The sequence below is a fragment of the Streptomyces sp. NBC_00386 genome, from assembly GCF_036063235.1.
Classification (GTDB): Bacteria; Actinomycetota; Actinomycetes; order Streptomycetales; family Streptomycetaceae; genus Streptomyces.
This window is the reverse complement of sequence record NZ_CP107950.1, coordinates 8,058,677-8,073,423: the sequence shown is the minus strand read 5'-3', so window position 1 is coordinate 8,073,423 and position 14,747 is coordinate 8,058,677. Positions and strand designations below refer to the sequence as shown.

Annotated in this window: 14 protein-coding genes; 9 read left to right on the top strand and 5 right to left on the bottom strand. The window is 71.1% G+C overall.

Annotated elements, in window-relative coordinates; all coding sequences use genetic code 11:
* Positions 1-6: 6 nt before the first annotated feature.
* A complete protein-coding gene (locus tag OG780_RS35585) occupies positions 7-780 on the bottom strand; it encodes an MHYT domain-containing protein (RefSeq protein WP_328455136.1) in 774 nt (257 codons plus the stop codon).
* Between the two features lie 152 nt (positions 781-932).
* Between OG780_RS35585 and OG780_RS35580 the strand changes: the two genes are divergently transcribed.
* Positions 933-1,532 carry a class I SAM-dependent methyltransferase gene (locus OG780_RS35580; RefSeq protein ID WP_328455134.1) on the top strand — a complete coding sequence of 200 codons (600 nt, stop codon included), beginning with the start codon at positions 933-935 and terminating at the stop codon, positions 1,530-1,532.
* A 72-nt stretch (positions 1,533-1,604) separates the two neighbouring features.
* Here OG780_RS35580 and OG780_RS35575 read toward each other — a convergent pair whose 3' ends face one another.
* Positions 1,605-2,363: an alpha/beta fold hydrolase gene (locus OG780_RS35575; protein ID WP_328455132.1), complete on the bottom strand. Its 759-nt coding sequence runs from the start codon at positions 2,361-2,363 to the stop codon at positions 1,605-1,607.
* A gap of 109 nt (positions 2,364-2,472) precedes the next feature.
* Between OG780_RS35575 and OG780_RS35570 the strand changes: the two genes are divergently transcribed.
* The 3 genes from OG780_RS35570 to OG780_RS35560 all read left to right on the top strand — a co-directional run bounded on the left by OG780_RS35570 (position 2,473) and on the right by OG780_RS35560 (position 4,433).
* On the top strand, positions 2,473-3,006 hold the full coding sequence (locus OG780_RS35570) for a PadR family transcriptional regulator (protein WP_328455130.1): 534 nt from the start codon (positions 2,473-2,475) through the stop codon (positions 3,004-3,006).
* 109 nt (positions 3,007-3,115) lie between these two features.
* Entirely contained in the window at positions 3,116-3,433 is a 318-nt protein-coding gene (locus OG780_RS35565) for a hypothetical protein (RefSeq protein ID WP_443062249.1), read from the top strand.
* A gap of 133 nt (positions 3,434-3,566) precedes the next feature.
* Positions 3,567-4,433 (top strand): hypothetical protein, encoded by an 867-nt coding sequence (locus OG780_RS35560; protein WP_328455128.1) that lies wholly within the window; start codon positions 3,567-3,569, stop codon positions 4,431-4,433.
* 134 nt (positions 4,434-4,567) lie between these two features.
* On the opposite strand, the gene OG780_RS35555 is transcribed toward OG780_RS35560, so the two are convergent.
* Positions 4,568-4,750, bottom strand: a complete 183-nt coding sequence (locus OG780_RS35555) for a hypothetical protein (protein ID WP_151473737.1) — start codon at positions 4,748-4,750, stop codon at positions 4,568-4,570.
* 304 nt (positions 4,751-5,054) lie between these two features.
* On the opposite strand from OG780_RS35555, the gene OG780_RS35550 reads away from it, so the two are divergent.
* A complete protein-coding gene (locus OG780_RS35550; protein WP_328455119.1) occupies positions 5,055-6,398 on the top strand; it encodes an esterase-like activity of phytase family protein in 1,344 nt (447 codons plus the stop codon).
* Between the two features lie 62 nt (positions 6,399-6,460).
* Here the strand turns inward: OG780_RS35550 and OG780_RS35545 are convergent, their stop codons facing one another.
* Positions 6,461-7,024 (bottom strand): hypothetical protein, encoded by a 564-nt coding sequence (locus tag OG780_RS35545; protein WP_328455118.1) that lies wholly within the window; start codon positions 7,022-7,024, stop codon positions 6,461-6,463.
* A gap of 609 nt (positions 7,025-7,633) precedes the next feature.
* The gene (gene xylA / locus OG780_RS35540) at positions 7,634-8,800 is read right to left on the bottom strand and encodes a xylose isomerase (RefSeq protein ID WP_328455116.1); all 1,167 of its coding nucleotides are present in this window, start codon (positions 8,798-8,800) and stop codon (positions 7,634-7,636) included.
* A gap of 217 nt (positions 8,801-9,017) precedes the next feature.
* Between xylA and xylB the strand changes: the two genes are divergently transcribed.
* The 4 genes from xylB to OG780_RS35520 all read left to right on the top strand — a co-directional run bounded on the left by xylB (position 9,018) and on the right by OG780_RS35520 (position 14,647).
* The gene (gene xylB, locus OG780_RS35535; RefSeq protein ID WP_328455114.1) at positions 9,018-10,463 is read left to right on the top strand and encodes a xylulokinase; all 1,446 of its coding nucleotides are present in this window, start codon (positions 9,018-9,020) and stop codon (positions 10,461-10,463) included.
* A gap of 172 nt (positions 10,464-10,635) precedes the next feature.
* Positions 10,636-11,844 carry an ROK family transcriptional regulator gene (locus OG780_RS35530; protein WP_328455112.1) on the top strand — a complete coding sequence of 403 codons (1,209 nt, stop codon included), beginning with the start codon at positions 10,636-10,638 and terminating at the stop codon, positions 11,842-11,844.
* A gap of 308 nt (positions 11,845-12,152) precedes the next feature.
* Positions 12,153-13,637 (top strand): APC family permease, encoded by a 1,485-nt coding sequence (locus OG780_RS35525; RefSeq protein ID WP_328455110.1) that lies wholly within the window; start codon positions 12,153-12,155, stop codon positions 13,635-13,637.
* Complete coding sequence (locus OG780_RS35520; RefSeq protein ID WP_328455109.1) at positions 13,634-14,647, top strand: acetamidase/formamidase family protein; 1,014 nt, start codon at positions 13,634-13,636, stop codon at positions 14,645-14,647. The genes OG780_RS35525 and OG780_RS35520 overlap by 4 nt, the downstream gene beginning before the upstream one ends.
* The last annotated feature ends 100 nt before the right edge of the window (positions 14,648-14,747 follow it).

Sequence of the window (14,747 nt, the reverse complement as noted above, 5' to 3'; positions counted from 1 at the left end):
CCGGCGTCAGCGGGCGGCGCCCTCGACCGGGCGCCGGGCCGACGGGGATGCTTCGGTTCGGCCGGACATCGGGGACAGCGCGACGAAGGCCGCTGTCAGGAAGAGGTAGGAGCCGAGGCCGACGGCGAGGGGAAAGATGAACTGCATCGCCGTGGCACCGGACAGCGGTACGCCGGAGGGGGCGACTCGTACGCTCACGGCCATCATTCCGGTGTAGTGCATGCTGCTCACCGCGCCGCCCATGACGAGGGAGGCGGCGGCGACCGCCACGGGGGACCTGATGGAGAGCGCGGCCCACAGTGCGGCGGTCGCGGCCACCACGGCGATCACGACGGAGAGGGCGACGAGTGCGAGGTCGTAGCGCACCTGGCCGTGCAGCTGCAGTGCCGCCATTCCCAGGTAGTGCATGCTCGCCACGCCGACCCCTGTGGTGAGCCCGCCGAAAACGAGTGCGCGGTGCCGGTCGCGACCGTAGCCGACGGCGAAGAGGCCCGCGCCGACGACGGCCATGGCGACCAGCAGACTGAGGATCGTCAGTGGCACGTTGTAGCGGATCTGCGTGCCCGTGACGCCGAAGCCCAGCATCGCCACGAAGTGCATCGTCCAGATGCCGGTGCCGATCGCGGAAGCAGCCGCGATCAGCCAGTTGCGGCGCGACCTTCCGGTGGCGTCGAGTCCGCGGACCGTGCAGCGCAGCCCCAGTGCGGAGCCTGTGCACGCCATCGCGTACGACAGTACGGGGGTCAGCCAGCCGAAGGCGGCGTGGTCCAGGTGTCCCATGGCCCCGGGACGCTAGTGCGCGCTGGGGCGCACAACTGGGGCGCGTTTCGAAAGCTGTTGCAAAGTGACGAAGGTGTGCGCCCGAGCGATCGCGGCAGGCTCGAACATGTGCACCGCGTCGTCCTTCGTGTCGGTGAGAGATCATGCGGCACATGAGCGACGACCACACACACGTCCAGGAGTTCTTCGGCGCGCGCGCCGCCGACTGGGACAGCCGTTTCCCCGACGACGGGCCCGCCTACGCGGCAGCGGTGGCCCGTATGCGGTTGCGCACGGGTGACCGCGTGCTCGACGCGGGCTGCGGCACCGGGCGCGCCCTGCCCCCGCTGCGAGCGGCCGTCGGCGGCACCGGAGTGGTCGTGGGAGCCGATCTGACCCCGGCCATGCTGGAGGCCGCGGTCCGGGCCGGACGGGACCGCGACGGGAGGCTGCTGCTGGCCGATGTCACCGCGCTGCCGCTGCGCGATGCGTCGCTGGACGCGGTGTTCGCGGCCGGGCTCGTCGCGCACCTGCCGAACCCCGCCGAGAATCTGGTGGAGTTGGCCCGGGTGGTGCGGCCCGGCGGCACACTGGCCCTCTTCCACCCCATCGGCCGGGCTGCGCTCGCGGCCCGCCAGGGCCGGCAGATCACTCCGGACGACCTGCGCGCCGAACACAACCTGGGCCCCTTGCTGGCCGCTTCGGGCTGGGACATGACCTCGTACGTGGACGAGGACGCCCGCTTCCTCGCGCTGGCCGCACGCAGGGGATGACCGCCGGCCCTTCGCCGGAGGCCGCGGGCCCTCCGCCGGGGACGACCGCCGGCCGGATCCGGTGATCAGCCGTCAGGCCGTGCCGGCGACGGCCGCCGCGAACGCGTCGGGGTTGTCGAACATGATGTTGTGTCCGGCACCCGGCACGGCCACGACACGCACCCCCGCCGCTTCCAGACCATCGGCACCCGGCAGTTCGCCACTGAGCTCGCCCTGAAGGAAGACGCGCTCGGCCGTCAGCCCCATGAGCATCCGACGCATCGTCGGGGTGCTGCCCTGGGCGAGTCCTGCCGCCGAGCGGTGCAGGGCGCGTGGATCGGCGAGTCGCATGGTCGCGGCCCAGAGGGGGCCGATCTTTTCGAGCACGCGCGCGTGACCGCCGTTGTCGACATAGTCGTCTTCCTCGTAGGAGGTGATGCCGCTGCTCCCTGCGGTGACCGGGGGACGCGGATCGAGGTTGGCCTCCACCAGGACGAGACGTGAGACGAGCTCGGGGCGGCGATGGGCGAGCACGACCGCGACGGAGCCGCCCATGCTGTGCGCGACGAGTTCCGCCCCGGCGACATGGGCCGCGTCCAGGACTGCCGCCAGAGCCGTGGCATGGTCCTCCAGGGTGTAGCCGAAGTCGGCGGGCCGGTCGCTGATGCCGTGGCCGGGCAGGTCGACGAACAAGGTGCGCCGCCCCGCCAGTTCGGGCCGGGCCGCGATGTGGGCGTTGTAGACCGTCGAGGCCGACCCCAGGCCGTGCACGTACACGCGTGCGGGTCCACCACCCGCCGCCTCCGTCCAGCGGATCATGCTGCCCCTGCCGTCGAACTCCGCCTGTCGCATAGCGCTCTCCCCTGTCGCAGTTCCTTCGTCTTCCACAGCCCGAAGAGCATACATCGGTTACGATGTATTGCTGGAGCGATGTACAACGTTGGTGCGGCAGAATGTGGTCATGCTGGAGCTGGCCATCCTCGGATTCCTGTACGACGCCCCGTTGCACGGCTATGAGCTGCGAAAGCGCATCACCGCGCTGACGGGGCATGTGAAGCCGGTGGCGGAGAGCACGCTGTATCCCGCGATCAAGCGGCTGGAGAACACGCAGCTGCTGGAACGCGCCACACAGCCCGGCTCCGTCGCCGCCCCCCGTCACGTCCTGACGCTCACCGAGGAAGGCCGGCGCGAGCTGCGCCGCAGGCTCGCGGAACCGTCGCGGCGGGACATCACGGACGAGAACCGCTGGTTCGCGGTGCTCGCCTTCCTCAGACATCTGCAGGACCCCGTGGCGCAGGCCGGCGTGCTGCGCCGCAGGCTGGCCTTCCTGGAGGAGCCCGCGAGCTTCTTCTACGACGGCGACCGACCATTGCGAGCCGAGGAGCTGGACGACCCCTTCCGGCGCGGCATCCTCACCATCGCGCGGGCCACCAGCCAGGCCGAACTGGCCTGGCTGCGGACCACCCTCGGCTCCCTCGACGCGGCCGGCCACTGACACCGGATCCCGGTTCACCGGGCCGCCCCCCTTCTGCCGCCGCAGCTCCATCTCTACGTTGAGTAGCAGCAACCGCACGATCGGCGATCACGCAGGGGACGGTGACCGGATGTCCGGCATATTCGGCAGGCTCCGCTCCATCGGGCGCAGGACCGCGGCCGAGCGGCCCGAGAGGTCCGCGCGGGAGTCGGCCCGGAAGGAGAGAAAGCGCACATACAACCTGTTCGAGGCGGCCGCGGTGTACGTGGCCGCGTGCGCGGAGGACGACCAGGAGCAGATCGACGAGGCAGCCGCCTGGGTGTCGCCGGAGGCGCTGTCCTTCGGGGTCAACGAGCTGGCCTGCCGGGCCGTTGTCGCTCTCGCCCGCGAACGCGACGAGTCGCCGCAGGCGGTCGCCCGCACCCTGCTCGGACTGCCCGCGGCCTGACCGGGCGGGTCCGCAAGGGCGTTTCGCCCCCGTCCAGCCGGATAGCTGCAGCTCCACACGGGTTTCGGGCCCGTGACAAGCGCCTTCCCGTCGCTTAGGGTGCGCCGACAGATGGAGCGATCGGGAGGCTGGAATGGCCGGGACGGACGAAGACGCCGTCGCCACCGTGGACGACGACGCGCTGTATGTGCTGACCGCGGTGTTGCTGACGCCGGCGAAGTTCCCCAGCGTGCTCGGTGACGACTACCCGGAGGCCTGCGCGACGCTCGACCTCGCGCCTCTCGCGGAGGGGTACGGGCTGGTGCTCGGCCAGGACGGGGAGGGCGCACGCTGGACCGTCGTCATCGACGACGTCTCCCTGGTCGCCGTCGCCATCGCGTCCTGGGACTGCGGGATGGAGCACGAGCTGTCGCCGGACGAGCGGACGGTCGTGGCCGCGCTGCCCGGCTGGCCCCTCGATGTCGCCGTCTCGGCCCCCGGGGTACCGGCTCCGCACGACCCCTCGGCCGAGCTCACGGAGCGGTCTCCGCTCAGCCCGCCGGACACCACCTCCTGGGGGCCGGCCCAGCGACGCCTCGGTGCCGACGAGATCGCGCTCCAGTGGGCCATGTGGCGCGACCAGATCGACGACAGCGAGTTCGCGGCCTCGGAGGGCGCCGAGAACGCTTCTGACGACGCTCAGGACTCTCAGGGCGGAGACGGGAAAGAGGGCGAGGACCAGAAGGGCGTGAACCGTGCCGGGATCCGCCGCGTTCTCGCCGAGGTCCGCTCGTACGTGGACACACCGCCCCCGCTGGGCCGTGTCCGCTCGTCCTTCGCGACGGGCGACGCCCGTACCCTGCGCGCCGACGGCCCCGGCTGGTCACTGGTCGCCAGGACCGACGACATCGCTTTCGTCCTGCTCGACGAGGAACCCGGCGAGGTTCTGCCCGTCGGACGCGGGCCGGAACTGCCCGGCCTCCTGGAGGCCCTGGACAAGATGGCGGTGCGCCCGAGCTGAGTGGCCGCGTCACAGGAATCCCGGTGACGCGGCCTTGCCCGTTCCCCTGCGTCAGTCGCGTCGGTCCCTCCGCTCACCGGCCACGGTGAGCGGAGGGACCGCCGACGGAAGACCTGGCGCCGGGCGGCCACTCCTCAGCGGCCGAGCTCCTTGCGGGTGACACGGCGCAGCCTGCGCCGCTGCGAGGGATCCAGCGCCAGATACGCGGCCGCCGGAACTCCCAGCACGATCAGGAAGGCGGCCCACCAGGGCAGCCAGATCAACAGAATCAGGCCGACCGCCACACCTCCTGCGGCGATCTTCGCGTTCTTCGACATGTGTCGCCTCCTCCGCGGCTGCTGCCGCTCTCTGTCCTGAGAACGGGTCCCCGCGTCCCACGGTTCCGGACCGCGACCCTGATACGTCCCTGACGCGTGCCCCCTACTCAACCCTGAGAGGACACCGGGTGGCCCCGCACACCGGGGCCATCGGGCCCGGTGCACAGGATCATGACTGGCCGCGCGGCGTTCGACGGAGACCCGATCATTGGTTGACGCGCGGCGTTCACCCTCGCGTCGCAATCCGTTCGGCATCGAGGCCAACTCTGACCGCTGTCAACGAAGTTGTGGCTCAGGAGGCCTGATGTCCCCGCATGTCGCCGGCAAGCACCGCATCCACCGATCCGTCACCCTGGGCGTGCCGCTCGCCGTGCTGGCCGCCTTCGTGATGGCCGGCACCGCGGACGCCACGTCCGGACCGGCGCAGCCGCGCGTGACGCACACCGCGACGCTCGGGAACATCCCGCTCGGCACGTTCAGCAACGCGCTGCTGCCCGGCACCGTGGGCGACGACCGCGGTGTCGACCTCGGCGGCATCGGCAGCGACATCTACCCGACCGGACGCAAGGGCGAGTTCTGGACGGTCACCGACCGGGGGCCCAACGGCCAGATCAAGGTGGCCGGCACGAAGCGGCGGACGTTTCCGGTTCCGGGCTTCGACCCGGCGATCGTGAAGATCCGGGTGTGCGGTGACAGCATGAAGGTCATCGACTCGATCCCGATCACCACATCGTCGGGGAAGCCGGTCACCGGGCTGCCCAACCAGGCGGGACGCGACGAGGCGCCGTACTCCTACGACGCCCAGACCTCCCTTCCGTACAATGCGAACGGTCTGGACACCGAGGGCATCGTGCGGGCGAAGGACGGCTCGTTCTGGCTGGTCGACGAGTACAGCCCGTCGCTGGTGCATGTCTCCGCGCGTGGGAAGGTCCTCACGCGCTATGTTCCCAAGGGTCTCAAGCTGACCGGCACGGACTATCCGGTCGTCGAGGCACTGCCTGCCGTACTGCTCCACCGCAAGACCAACCGCGGTCTCGAAGGGCTCGCCCAGCTCCCCGACGGTGATCTCGTGATGGCGCTGCAGAGCCCTCTCTCGCTGCCCGACGCGGCGGCGGGCGAGGCGTCGCGCACGACGAGGCTGCTGCGCTTCTCCCCCAGGAAGCACGCCGTGACCGCCGAGTACGCGTACCGCTTCGACCCGGTGAACGTGGTCGACCCGAGCGAGGACGACACGTCCGAGCTGAAGATCTCCTCCGTGGTGGCCATCGGCGGCGACCGACTACTCGTGGAGGAGCGCACCGACAAGGCGGCCCGTCTGCAGTCGGTGCGGCTCACCCGGGACGCGAACATCCTCGGCGGCCCGTACGACAGCGACACCACGTCGCCGTCGCTGGAGCAGCTGGACGACCCGGCGTCGGCCGGCGTTCCGGTGCCGGCGAAGCGTCTGGTCGTCGACCTGGGGACCGTCGCCGGGGTGCCCGGCAAGATCGAGGGCGTCGCGCGCGTGGACCACGACACCCTCGCCCTCATCAACGACAACGACTTCGGGATGACCGACGGGACGGGCGCCTTCGACGCACAGGGGCGGCTCGTGGACAGCGGTATCGAGACGACCGTCACCTACGTGCGGCTGCCGCGCGGGATCTGATCCCGAAACCCTTCGGGGCGGCACGCGTGCGTGGACGATGGACAGACACGCGCGCGTGCCGCTCACTTCAGCGGCCCGGTGAGCTTGTGGGTCCCCTTGCCGACGCCCGCGGCCAGGCTGCACGTGACTTTGTCGATGCCGGTCTCGTAGCTCCCGGTGTCCGGGTACTGCACGAGTGTCTCGCGCACCGTACCGGCCGCTTGATACGTCGCCTTTTGCTCCAAGGGGGCCTTGCACAGCGCGGACGCTGCCTTCTTGAGGGCCGCCTCCGTCGTGTAGGTGCCGTTGAGCTCGGAGACCTTCACGACCTCGGCGTCGTGCGGCTGGGTGCACTCGCGCCTGGCGGCCTGTCCGGGCAGGGCGTCGTCCGTGTCGAAACAATCGCCCTTCCGAAGCAGGTAATAGGGCACCTCGTCGTCCGCGAGGGACGGGAAGAGGGACCGCAGGTCGCTGGGTACCAACCCGGTGGGCAGGTCCGAGGGAAGCGACGGCACGACGCTGGGCAGGCTCGAGGGAAGCGACGGAAATCCGGACGGGAGACTCAGCGAGGGACCGGGAGACCGCTCGGTGCTCTCGGTGGGGGACTTCTTGCCCTTGCCGCCGCCACCTGTGGCCGCAACGGCCACGGCCACGATGATGCCGACGCCGACGATCACTGCGATGACAAGGAGCAGGCTGTTGCGCCGCCGCCCTCCGCGGTGACCACCGGGCCCGAACGGCGGTCCGGGCGGCGGTCCAGGTGGCGGAGGTGGCGGCCATCCGCCGCCGCTCTGCCCCGGAGGCAGGCCGCCGCCTTGATCCGGCGAACCGTGGTCCCCGGATGAAGGGCCGTAACCCCCCGGAGGAGGGCCGAAGCCACTCGGTGGAGGTCCGTACCCCCCAGAGGACGGAGGGCCATAGCCACCCGACGCCGGAGGACCGTACCCCCCGGATTCCGGAGGACCGTAACCCCCTGACGACGGAGGCCCGTAGCTCCCTGAACGCGAGCCTTGGACATCACTCCCAAAAGGGTCTGTGTCTCGCTGTGACCGTGGAGACTGAGGCGGTTCGGGCGGCATGGCCATACCACCAAGAGTCGCCTCGAATCCGGTCATCGCGCGACCCCTGTGCGGAAGTTGATACGGACTCATGCCCTGGATCGCATGATTCCGGGAATCTCCACACGAGGACCGGACACTGAGGCGTGCGGGCCGGACCCGCCGGAGGGCGGGTCCGGCCCAACGGGAGCGGTTCGGTCAGCCGCGCGCGCCCAGGAGGTGGTCCATCGCCAGCTGGTCGAGCTGCTCGAAGGCCATGCCGCGCGCGGCGGCGGCCTCGACGTCGAAGTCCTCGAACGCGGCACGGTCGGCGAGCAGCCCCGCGAGGCCGTCCTCGGCGGTCGGCTGCGCCAGCTCGTGCAGACGCGAGGCGCGCAGTGCCGCCTGGACCTCGGGGTCGGCACGGAACGCCGCCGTGCGCTCGCGCAGGATCAGGTAGTTGCGCATGCAGCCCGCAGCCGACGCCCACACGCCGTCGAAGTCCTCGGTCCGCGGCGGCTTGAAGTCGAAGTGCTTCGGGCCCGCGTAACCGGCGGTCTCCAGGAGGTCGACCAGCCAGAAGGCGGACCGCAGATCGCCCGCGCCGAACCGCAGGTCCTGGTCGTACTTGATGCCCGACTGACCGTTGAGGTCGATGTGGAACAGCTTGCCCGCCCACAGCGCCTGCGCGATGCCGTGCGGGAAGTTCAGTCCGGCCATCTGCTCGTGACCGACCTCGGGGTTGACGCCGTACAGCTCCGGACGCTCCAGGCGCTCGATGAAGGCGAGGGCGTGGCCGACCGTGGGGAGCAGGATGTCGCCGCGGGGCTCGTTCGGCTTGGGCTCGATCGCGAACTTCAGGTCGTAACCCTGTGAGGTCACGTACTCACCGAGGAGGTCGAAGGCCTCCTTCATGCGGTCGAGGGCTACCCGCACGTCCTTGGCTGCGCCGGACTCGGCTCCCTCGCGGCCGCCCCAGGCGACGTACGTCTCGGCGCCGAGCTCGACCGCCAGGTCGATGTTGCGGACGGTCTTGCGCAGCGCGTAGCGGCGCACGTCACGGTCGTTCGAGGTGAACGCGCCGTCCTTGAAGACGGGATGCGTGAACAGGTTGGTGGTGGCCATCGGCACCTTGAGGCCGGTGGCGTCCAGGGTCTGCCTGAACCGCTTGATGTGCGACTCGCGCTCGCTGTCCGAGGATCCGAAGGGGATCAGGTCGTCGTCGTGGAAGGTCACTCCGTAGGCACCGAGCTCGGCCAGTCGCTGTACGGACTCGACCGGGTCCAGGGCGCGCCGGGTGGCATCGCCGAACGGGTCCCTTCCCTGCCAGCCGACGGTCCACAGGCCGAAGGTGAACCTGTCATCGGGGGTGGGCTGGTAGTTCATGCCGCGGCTCCTTGCTAGCTCCGACTATTTCGTCATGGCAGTTTACAAATTAGTATGCGGACGCATCTCTGGGAAGAGACGAAGTAGGAAACCTGGTCACATCGGTCCGGGGACGAACCGCGGGATCCGGGCCGCGGCAGGTCCGGACACCCCCGTGAACAGCACAGATCCCATGACCAGCACAGATCCCGCGGAGCCGCGGAAGAGGGAGAGTCCGATGTCAGCAGCCGAGGGTCCGCTCGTCATCGGGGTGGACTCGTCCACCCAGTCCACCAAGGCCCTGGTCGTCGACGCGTCGACCGGACAGGTGGTGGCGAGCGGCCAGGCGCCGCACACCGTCTCCACCGGAGCGGGCCGCGAGAGCGACCCCCGCCAGTGGTGGGACGCGCTCTGCGAAGCGCTGCGCCAGTGCGGCGACGCCGCCCGTGAAGCGGCGGCCGTGTCGATCGGCGGGCAGCAGCACGGGCTCGTGACGCTCGACGCCCAGGGCGAGCCCGTACGCCCCGCCCTGCTGTGGAACGACGTGCGCTCGGCGCCCCAGGCCCGTCGGCTGGTCGCAGAGCTCGGCGGCCCGAAATCCTGGGCCGAGCGGACCGGCAGCGTGCCGACCGCGTCCTTCACGGCCACGAAGTGGGCCTGGCTGGCCGAGCACGAGCCCGACGCCGTCCGGGCGACGGCAGCGGTGCGGCTGCCCCACGACTACCTCACCGAACGGCTCACCGGACAGGCCACCACCGACCGCGGGGACGCCTCGGGCACCGGGTGGTGGGCCTCCGGGAACGAGGCGTACGACGAGGAGGTCCTCGCCCACATCGGGCTCGACCCCGCTCTGCTCCCCCGCGTCGTCCGGCCGGGCGAGGTGGCTGGGACAGTGCATGCCAGGGGAGAACTGCCGTTCTCCAAGGGCACCCTGGTCGCGGCCGGAACCGGGGACAACGCGGCCGCCGCACTCGGCCTCGGGCTGCGCTCCGGCACCCCGGTGATCAGCCTCGGCACTTCGGGGACCGTGTACGCCGTCTCGACACACCGCCCGGCCGACCCGACCGGCACGGTGGCCGGGTTCGCGGACGCGCGCGGCGACTGGCTCCCGCTGGCCTGCACGCTGAACTGCACGCTGGCCGTCGACCGGTTCGCCGCGCTGCTCGGCCTCGACCGCGAGGCCGTCGAGCCCGGCTCCTCGGTGACGTTTCTCCCGTTCCTGGACGGCGAGCGCACACCGAACCTGCCGCACTCCTCGGGGCTGCTGCACGGACTCAGGCACGACACGACGGGTGGGCAGCTGCTCCAAGCCGCGTACGACGGCGCTGTGCACTCCCTGCTGGGCGCCCTCGACCTGGTACTGGACGCGGACGCCGACCGTTCGGCGCCGTTGCTCCTGATCGGTGGCGGGGCGCGGGGCAAGGCCTGGCAGCAGACCGTACGCCGGCTCTCGGGTCGACCCGTGCAGGTGCCCGAGGCCAGAGAACTGGTCGCACTCGGCGCCGCTGCGCAGGCGGCAGGTCTGCTGACGGGCGAGGACCCGGCAGCGGTGGCCCGGCGCTGGGACACCGCCCGCGGGCCGGTGTTCGATGCCATGGAACGGGACGAGGAGACGCTGGCGCGGATCACCGGGGTACTCTCCGACGCGGCCCCGCTGCTCGAACGGGAGCCGAACAGGAACTGACCAGGACCAGGCGTGCCGCCCCGGCGTGACCGGCTCTCGCGAGTTGGCGTCCCCTCCCGCGTGAGCGGTACCGGCCCGGGGCGGCCCGGTGGCCCGCTCGAAGCGGGACCACCCGGTGGGAACCCGCACCGAGACAGGCCGACGGGACGGCCGGACGAGGACTGACGGAAGCATGACCGCACCGCTGCACGAGGCCCATCCGACCGGTTCCGGCCGACGACTGCCCGACACCCAGCAGGGCATGCGCCGCCGCAACCTCTCGCGCGTCATGCACACCGTCAGCGACGAGGGGCCGCTGTCGCGTGCCGCCGTCGCCTCCCACATCGGTCTGACCCGGGCGGCCATATCCACCCTGGTGGACGAACTGATCCGCACGGGGCTCCTCGAAGAACTGGGGCCCGAGCGGCCGGGCAGAGTGGGACGTCCTGGCTCGGCGCTCGCCGTCAGCGGGCACGGTCCCGCCGGGATCGGCGCCGAGGTGGGCGTCGACCATCTCGCGGTGTGCGCGGTCGATCTCCGGGGCGCCGTGCGGGCCCGTGCCGTACGGCACGGCACGAACCGCGGCCGGGCGGCCGGGCCGGTGATCCAGGAACTGACGGCGCTGGTACGGCAGATCGTCGCCGAGGCCGACCGGGAAGGGCTGTGGCCCGCCGGCCTCGCCGTCGCCGTCCCCGGGCTCGTCGCCCGTGACGCCCGGACGGTGGTCCAAGCCCCGAACCTCGAGTGGCACGACACGGACCTCGGTGAGCTGCTGCCCGCCGAGTGGCCCTTGACCGTGGACAACGAAGCGAACTTCGGCGGCCTCGCGGAGCTCTGGCTCGGCGACACGACCCCGCGCGACTTCCTGCACGTGTCCGCGGAGATCGGCATCGGTGCCGCGGTACTCGTGGACGGGCAGCTCCTGCGCGGGACCCGTGGTTTCGCGGGCGAGTTGGGGCACGTTCCGGTACGTCCGGAGGGACCGGAGTGCCCGTGCGGCGGCCGCGGTTGCCTCGAACAGTACGCGGGCGAGGAGGCCGTTCTGCGTGCCGCCGGTCTCGAACCCGGCGAGGACCGGGTCGGGCTGCTGTCCCGGCGTGCCGCCGACGGCGATCCGGACGTGCGCCGTGCCCTGCGCGACGCCGGCACCGCGCTCGGCATCGCTCTGACCGGGGCGGTCAACCTGCTGGACCCGGAGACGGTCGTGCTGGGCGGGGCCCTCGCCGGGCTCGCGCCCTGGCTGCTTCCCTCGCTGGAGGACGAGTTGGCGCGGCGTACGGCGGGTCCCGCCTGCCCCGTGTCCGTATCCCGTCTGGGATCCGAGGGGCCGCTGCTCGGTGCGGCGCATTCGGTGGTGCGCGCGGTGCTCGACGACCCGGCGGCGGTGGCGGGCCGGTCGTAGGCGGAACGCCGACCGGTCGCAGTCGGGACCCCGGCCGGCCGTCGGCGAACCCCTACCAGTCGCAAGCGGCACGCCTCCCGGCCGTGTACGGGACGCCGGAGAGGCGTTGCACGGAACGGCCGGATGGACACGAAAACATCGGCCGGGGGCGTTCCCCCTCGCGGGTGATCGCGTTGTCCACAATCCGCGGGCCGTCCACGGACTCGCGCCCGCCTCTTCCTGCCCAACCGGCAAGCGCCGTACCGTAATTCACGCGAGGCGCAGCCGTCCTGCCGGGGGCTGTGTTCCGGTCGGATCGGGGGGTTCAGATGTCGGAGGAGGCAGTTCCGGGTCTGCGGCGTGAGGCGATCGGCCTGCGCGAGGTCCTGTTCCAGAGCATCACGGCGATGGCACCGGCTGCGGCCGTCGCCGCGTCCATCCCGTCGGGAGCGGCGTTCGCGGGCGGCAGTCTTCCTCTGTCCGTGCTGATCGCCCTGGTGGCCTGTCTGTTCACCGCGTCGTGCGTGGCCGAACTGGCACGGGAGATGCCCGCCGCGGGGTCGGTGGCCACCTACACCGCGCAGGGGCTGCATCCGTCCGCGGGATTCCTCGTGGGCTGGGGCTATGTGTTCGTCGAGGCCCTGGTGCCGCCGCTGCTCCTTCTCCAGCTCGGGTTCACCACCGCGGGCACACTGCACCAGGAATGGTCCTCGTACCCGGGCGACCTGTGGTGGCCCTGGTCGCTCGCGGGCGCGGCGGTCATCGCGCTGGCGGGCTATCGGGGAGTGCGCGCCTCGGCCCGCTTCGGTACCGTCCTCGGCGTCTTCGAGGTGCTGGTCTTCCTCGTCTTCGCGGTGTGGCTGATCGTCAAGGCCGGCGGGGACAACACGCTGTCGGTGTTCGGCACGTCCCACACCGCCACGGGCTACGACGGGATCAGCGGCGTGTTCGCGGGATCGGTGTACACCGTGCTGGCCTTCGCCGGGTTCGAGGCGGCGGCCCCGCTCGCGGAGGAGACCAAGGACCCGCGCCGCACGATGCACCGGGCCGTCCTCGGCGCGGCGCTCGCCATCGGTCTCGTCTACGTCCTGACGACGTACGCCATGTCGGTGTACTTCGGTCCCGACCGGTTCGCGGGATTCGGGGCCTCCGGTGCCGCCTCGTGGGAAGGAGTCGCTCGCGCCTCCTTCGGGCTGTTCTGGGTGCTCGTGTTCCTCGCTGTGGTCAACTCGACGATCGCCAACGCCAACGCGTGTGCCACCGTCTCCACGCGCACGGCCTTCGCCTTGGCTCGGATCAGGGTCTTTCCCGCGCTCTTCGCGCGCGTGCACCCCAGACACCGCTCCCCCGCGGCCGGGGTAGCCGTACAGACCGCCGTGACCGTGGCGGCGATGCTGGGACTCGGCCTCGCGTACGACCCCGTGACCGCGTTCCTGCTCCTCGCGACCGTGATCGTCACCGTGGTGATCGGCGTGTACATCGTGGTCAATCTCGCCTGCGCTGGCTACTTCCTGCGCCGCAGACGCGAGTTGCTCAAACCGGTGCGGCACCTGGTGTTCCCGCTGCTCGGCATCATCGCCTTCGTTCCCGCCCTGCTGACGGCCGCGGGTCTGCCGGTCTTCGACTTCGTGACCGAGCTGACCCCGCCCGTGTCGTACGCCGGACCGGTCGTGGGTGTCTGGATGTCGGCCGGTGTCGTGATATTGATCTTCCTGCTGCGCCGCCACCCCGGGCGCATAGCCGAGACCGCCCGTGTCCACCTCGACGAGACCTCGACCCCCGCCCCTTCGCAGAGCGGAGTTGTGCAGTCATGAGCGACCCCCGGATCCTGACCGTGCGCCCCACGCCGGACGAGTTCGCCTGGACGTTCGGCGGGGCACCTCCCGTGGCGCGCATCGCACCGGGCACGGTCCTCGATCTCTACACCGAGGACTGCTTCGCGGGACGGGTGCGCTCCGAGAAGGACTTGGTCTCCGAGGTGTGCGAGTTCCCGTTCCTCAATCCGCAGACAGGTCCCTTCCATGTCGAGGGAGCGGAGCCCGGTGACACGGTCGCGGTCCACTTCGTCTCGATCGAACCGGCCCGTGACTGGGCGGCGTCGACGACGGTCCCGCTCTTCGGCGCCCTGACCTCCACGCACACCACCGCGTCCCTCCAGCCACCGCTGCCGGAGACCGTGTGGATCTGGCAGCTCGACCGGCAGCGGCGGACCGCGCTGTTCAGCGCGCGGGACAGCGACCTCCAGGTCGAACTGCCGATGGATCCGATGCACGGCACCGTGGGTGTGGCGCCCGCGAACCTGGAGGTCCGCTCCGCCCTGGTGCCCGACGCGCACGGCGGAAACATGGACACGCCGGAGATGCGGGCCGGAGTGACCTGCTACCTCGGGGTGAACGTCGAAGGCGCCCTGCTCAGTCTGGGCGACGGGCACGCGCGCCAGGGTGAGGGCGAGACCTGTGGAGTCGCGGTCGAATGCGCGATGAACACGGTGGTGATCGTCGAGCTTCTCAAGGGAGTCGCCACCCCCTGGCCGCGTATCGAGTCCGACACCCACATCATCTCGACCGGCTCGGCACGCCCGCTGGAGGACGCCTTCCGGATATCCCAGCTCGACCTCGTGCAGTGGCTGGTGCGCGACTACGGGTTCAGCGAGCTGGACGCGTACCAGTTCGCGACACAGACGGTCGAGTCTCCCCTCGCGAACGTCTGCGACACCAACTACACGTGCGTCGCCAAGCTCCGCAAGGAATGGCTGCCCGCGCGTGAGACCCATCGCGGACTGCACGCCCGGCTGCGGGAGACAGCCGCGGCACTCCGGCACTGATCGCGCGCTCCGCGCGGTCCGGAACCTGAACCGGCACCCCCGCGTCCGGTATCCGCGCCGGCATGCCCGACTCCGGGCCGCGGATTCACGGCCCCGACCC

Excerpts from the sequence above, each read along its gene's own strand:
- OG780_RS35585 (WP_328455136.1), bottom strand. The coding sequence starts at position 780 with ATGGGACACCTGGACCACGCCGCCTTCGGCTGGCTGACCCCCGTACTG.
- OG780_RS35580 (WP_328455134.1), top strand. The coding sequence starts at position 933 with ATGAGCGACGACCACACACACGTCCAGGAGTTCTTCGGCGCGCGCGCC.
- OG780_RS35575 (WP_328455132.1), bottom strand. The coding sequence starts at position 2,363 with ATGCGACAGGCGGAGTTCGACGGCAGGGGCAGCATGATCCGCTGGACG.
- OG780_RS35570 (WP_328455130.1), top strand. The coding sequence starts at position 2,473 with ATGCTGGAGCTGGCCATCCTCGGATTCCTGTACGACGCCCCGTTGCAC.
- OG780_RS35565 (WP_443062249.1), top strand. The coding sequence starts at position 3,116 with ATGTCCGGCATATTCGGCAGGCTCCGCTCCATCGGGCGCAGGACCGCG.
- OG780_RS35560 (WP_328455128.1), top strand. The coding sequence starts at position 3,567 with ATGGCCGGGACGGACGAAGACGCCGTCGCCACCGTGGACGACGACGCG.
- OG780_RS35555 (WP_151473737.1), bottom strand. The coding sequence starts at position 4,750 with ATGTCGAAGAACGCGAAGATCGCCGCAGGAGGTGTGGCGGTCGGCCTG.
- OG780_RS35550 (WP_328455119.1), top strand. The coding sequence starts at position 5,055 with ATGTCCCCGCATGTCGCCGGCAAGCACCGCATCCACCGATCCGTCACC.
- xylA (WP_328455116.1), bottom strand. The coding sequence starts at position 8,800 with ATGAACTACCAGCCCACCCCCGATGACAGGTTCACCTTCGGCCTGTGG.
- xylB (WP_328455114.1), top strand. The coding sequence starts at position 9,018 with ATGTCAGCAGCCGAGGGTCCGCTCGTCATCGGGGTGGACTCGTCCACC.
- OG780_RS35530 (WP_328455112.1), top strand. The coding sequence starts at position 10,636 with ATGACCGCACCGCTGCACGAGGCCCATCCGACCGGTTCCGGCCGACGA.
- OG780_RS35525 (WP_328455110.1), top strand. The coding sequence starts at position 12,153 with ATGTCGGAGGAGGCAGTTCCGGGTCTGCGGCGTGAGGCGATCGGCCTG.
- OG780_RS35520 (WP_328455109.1), top strand. The coding sequence starts at position 13,634 with ATGAGCGACCCCCGGATCCTGACCGTGCGCCCCACGCCGGACGAGTTC.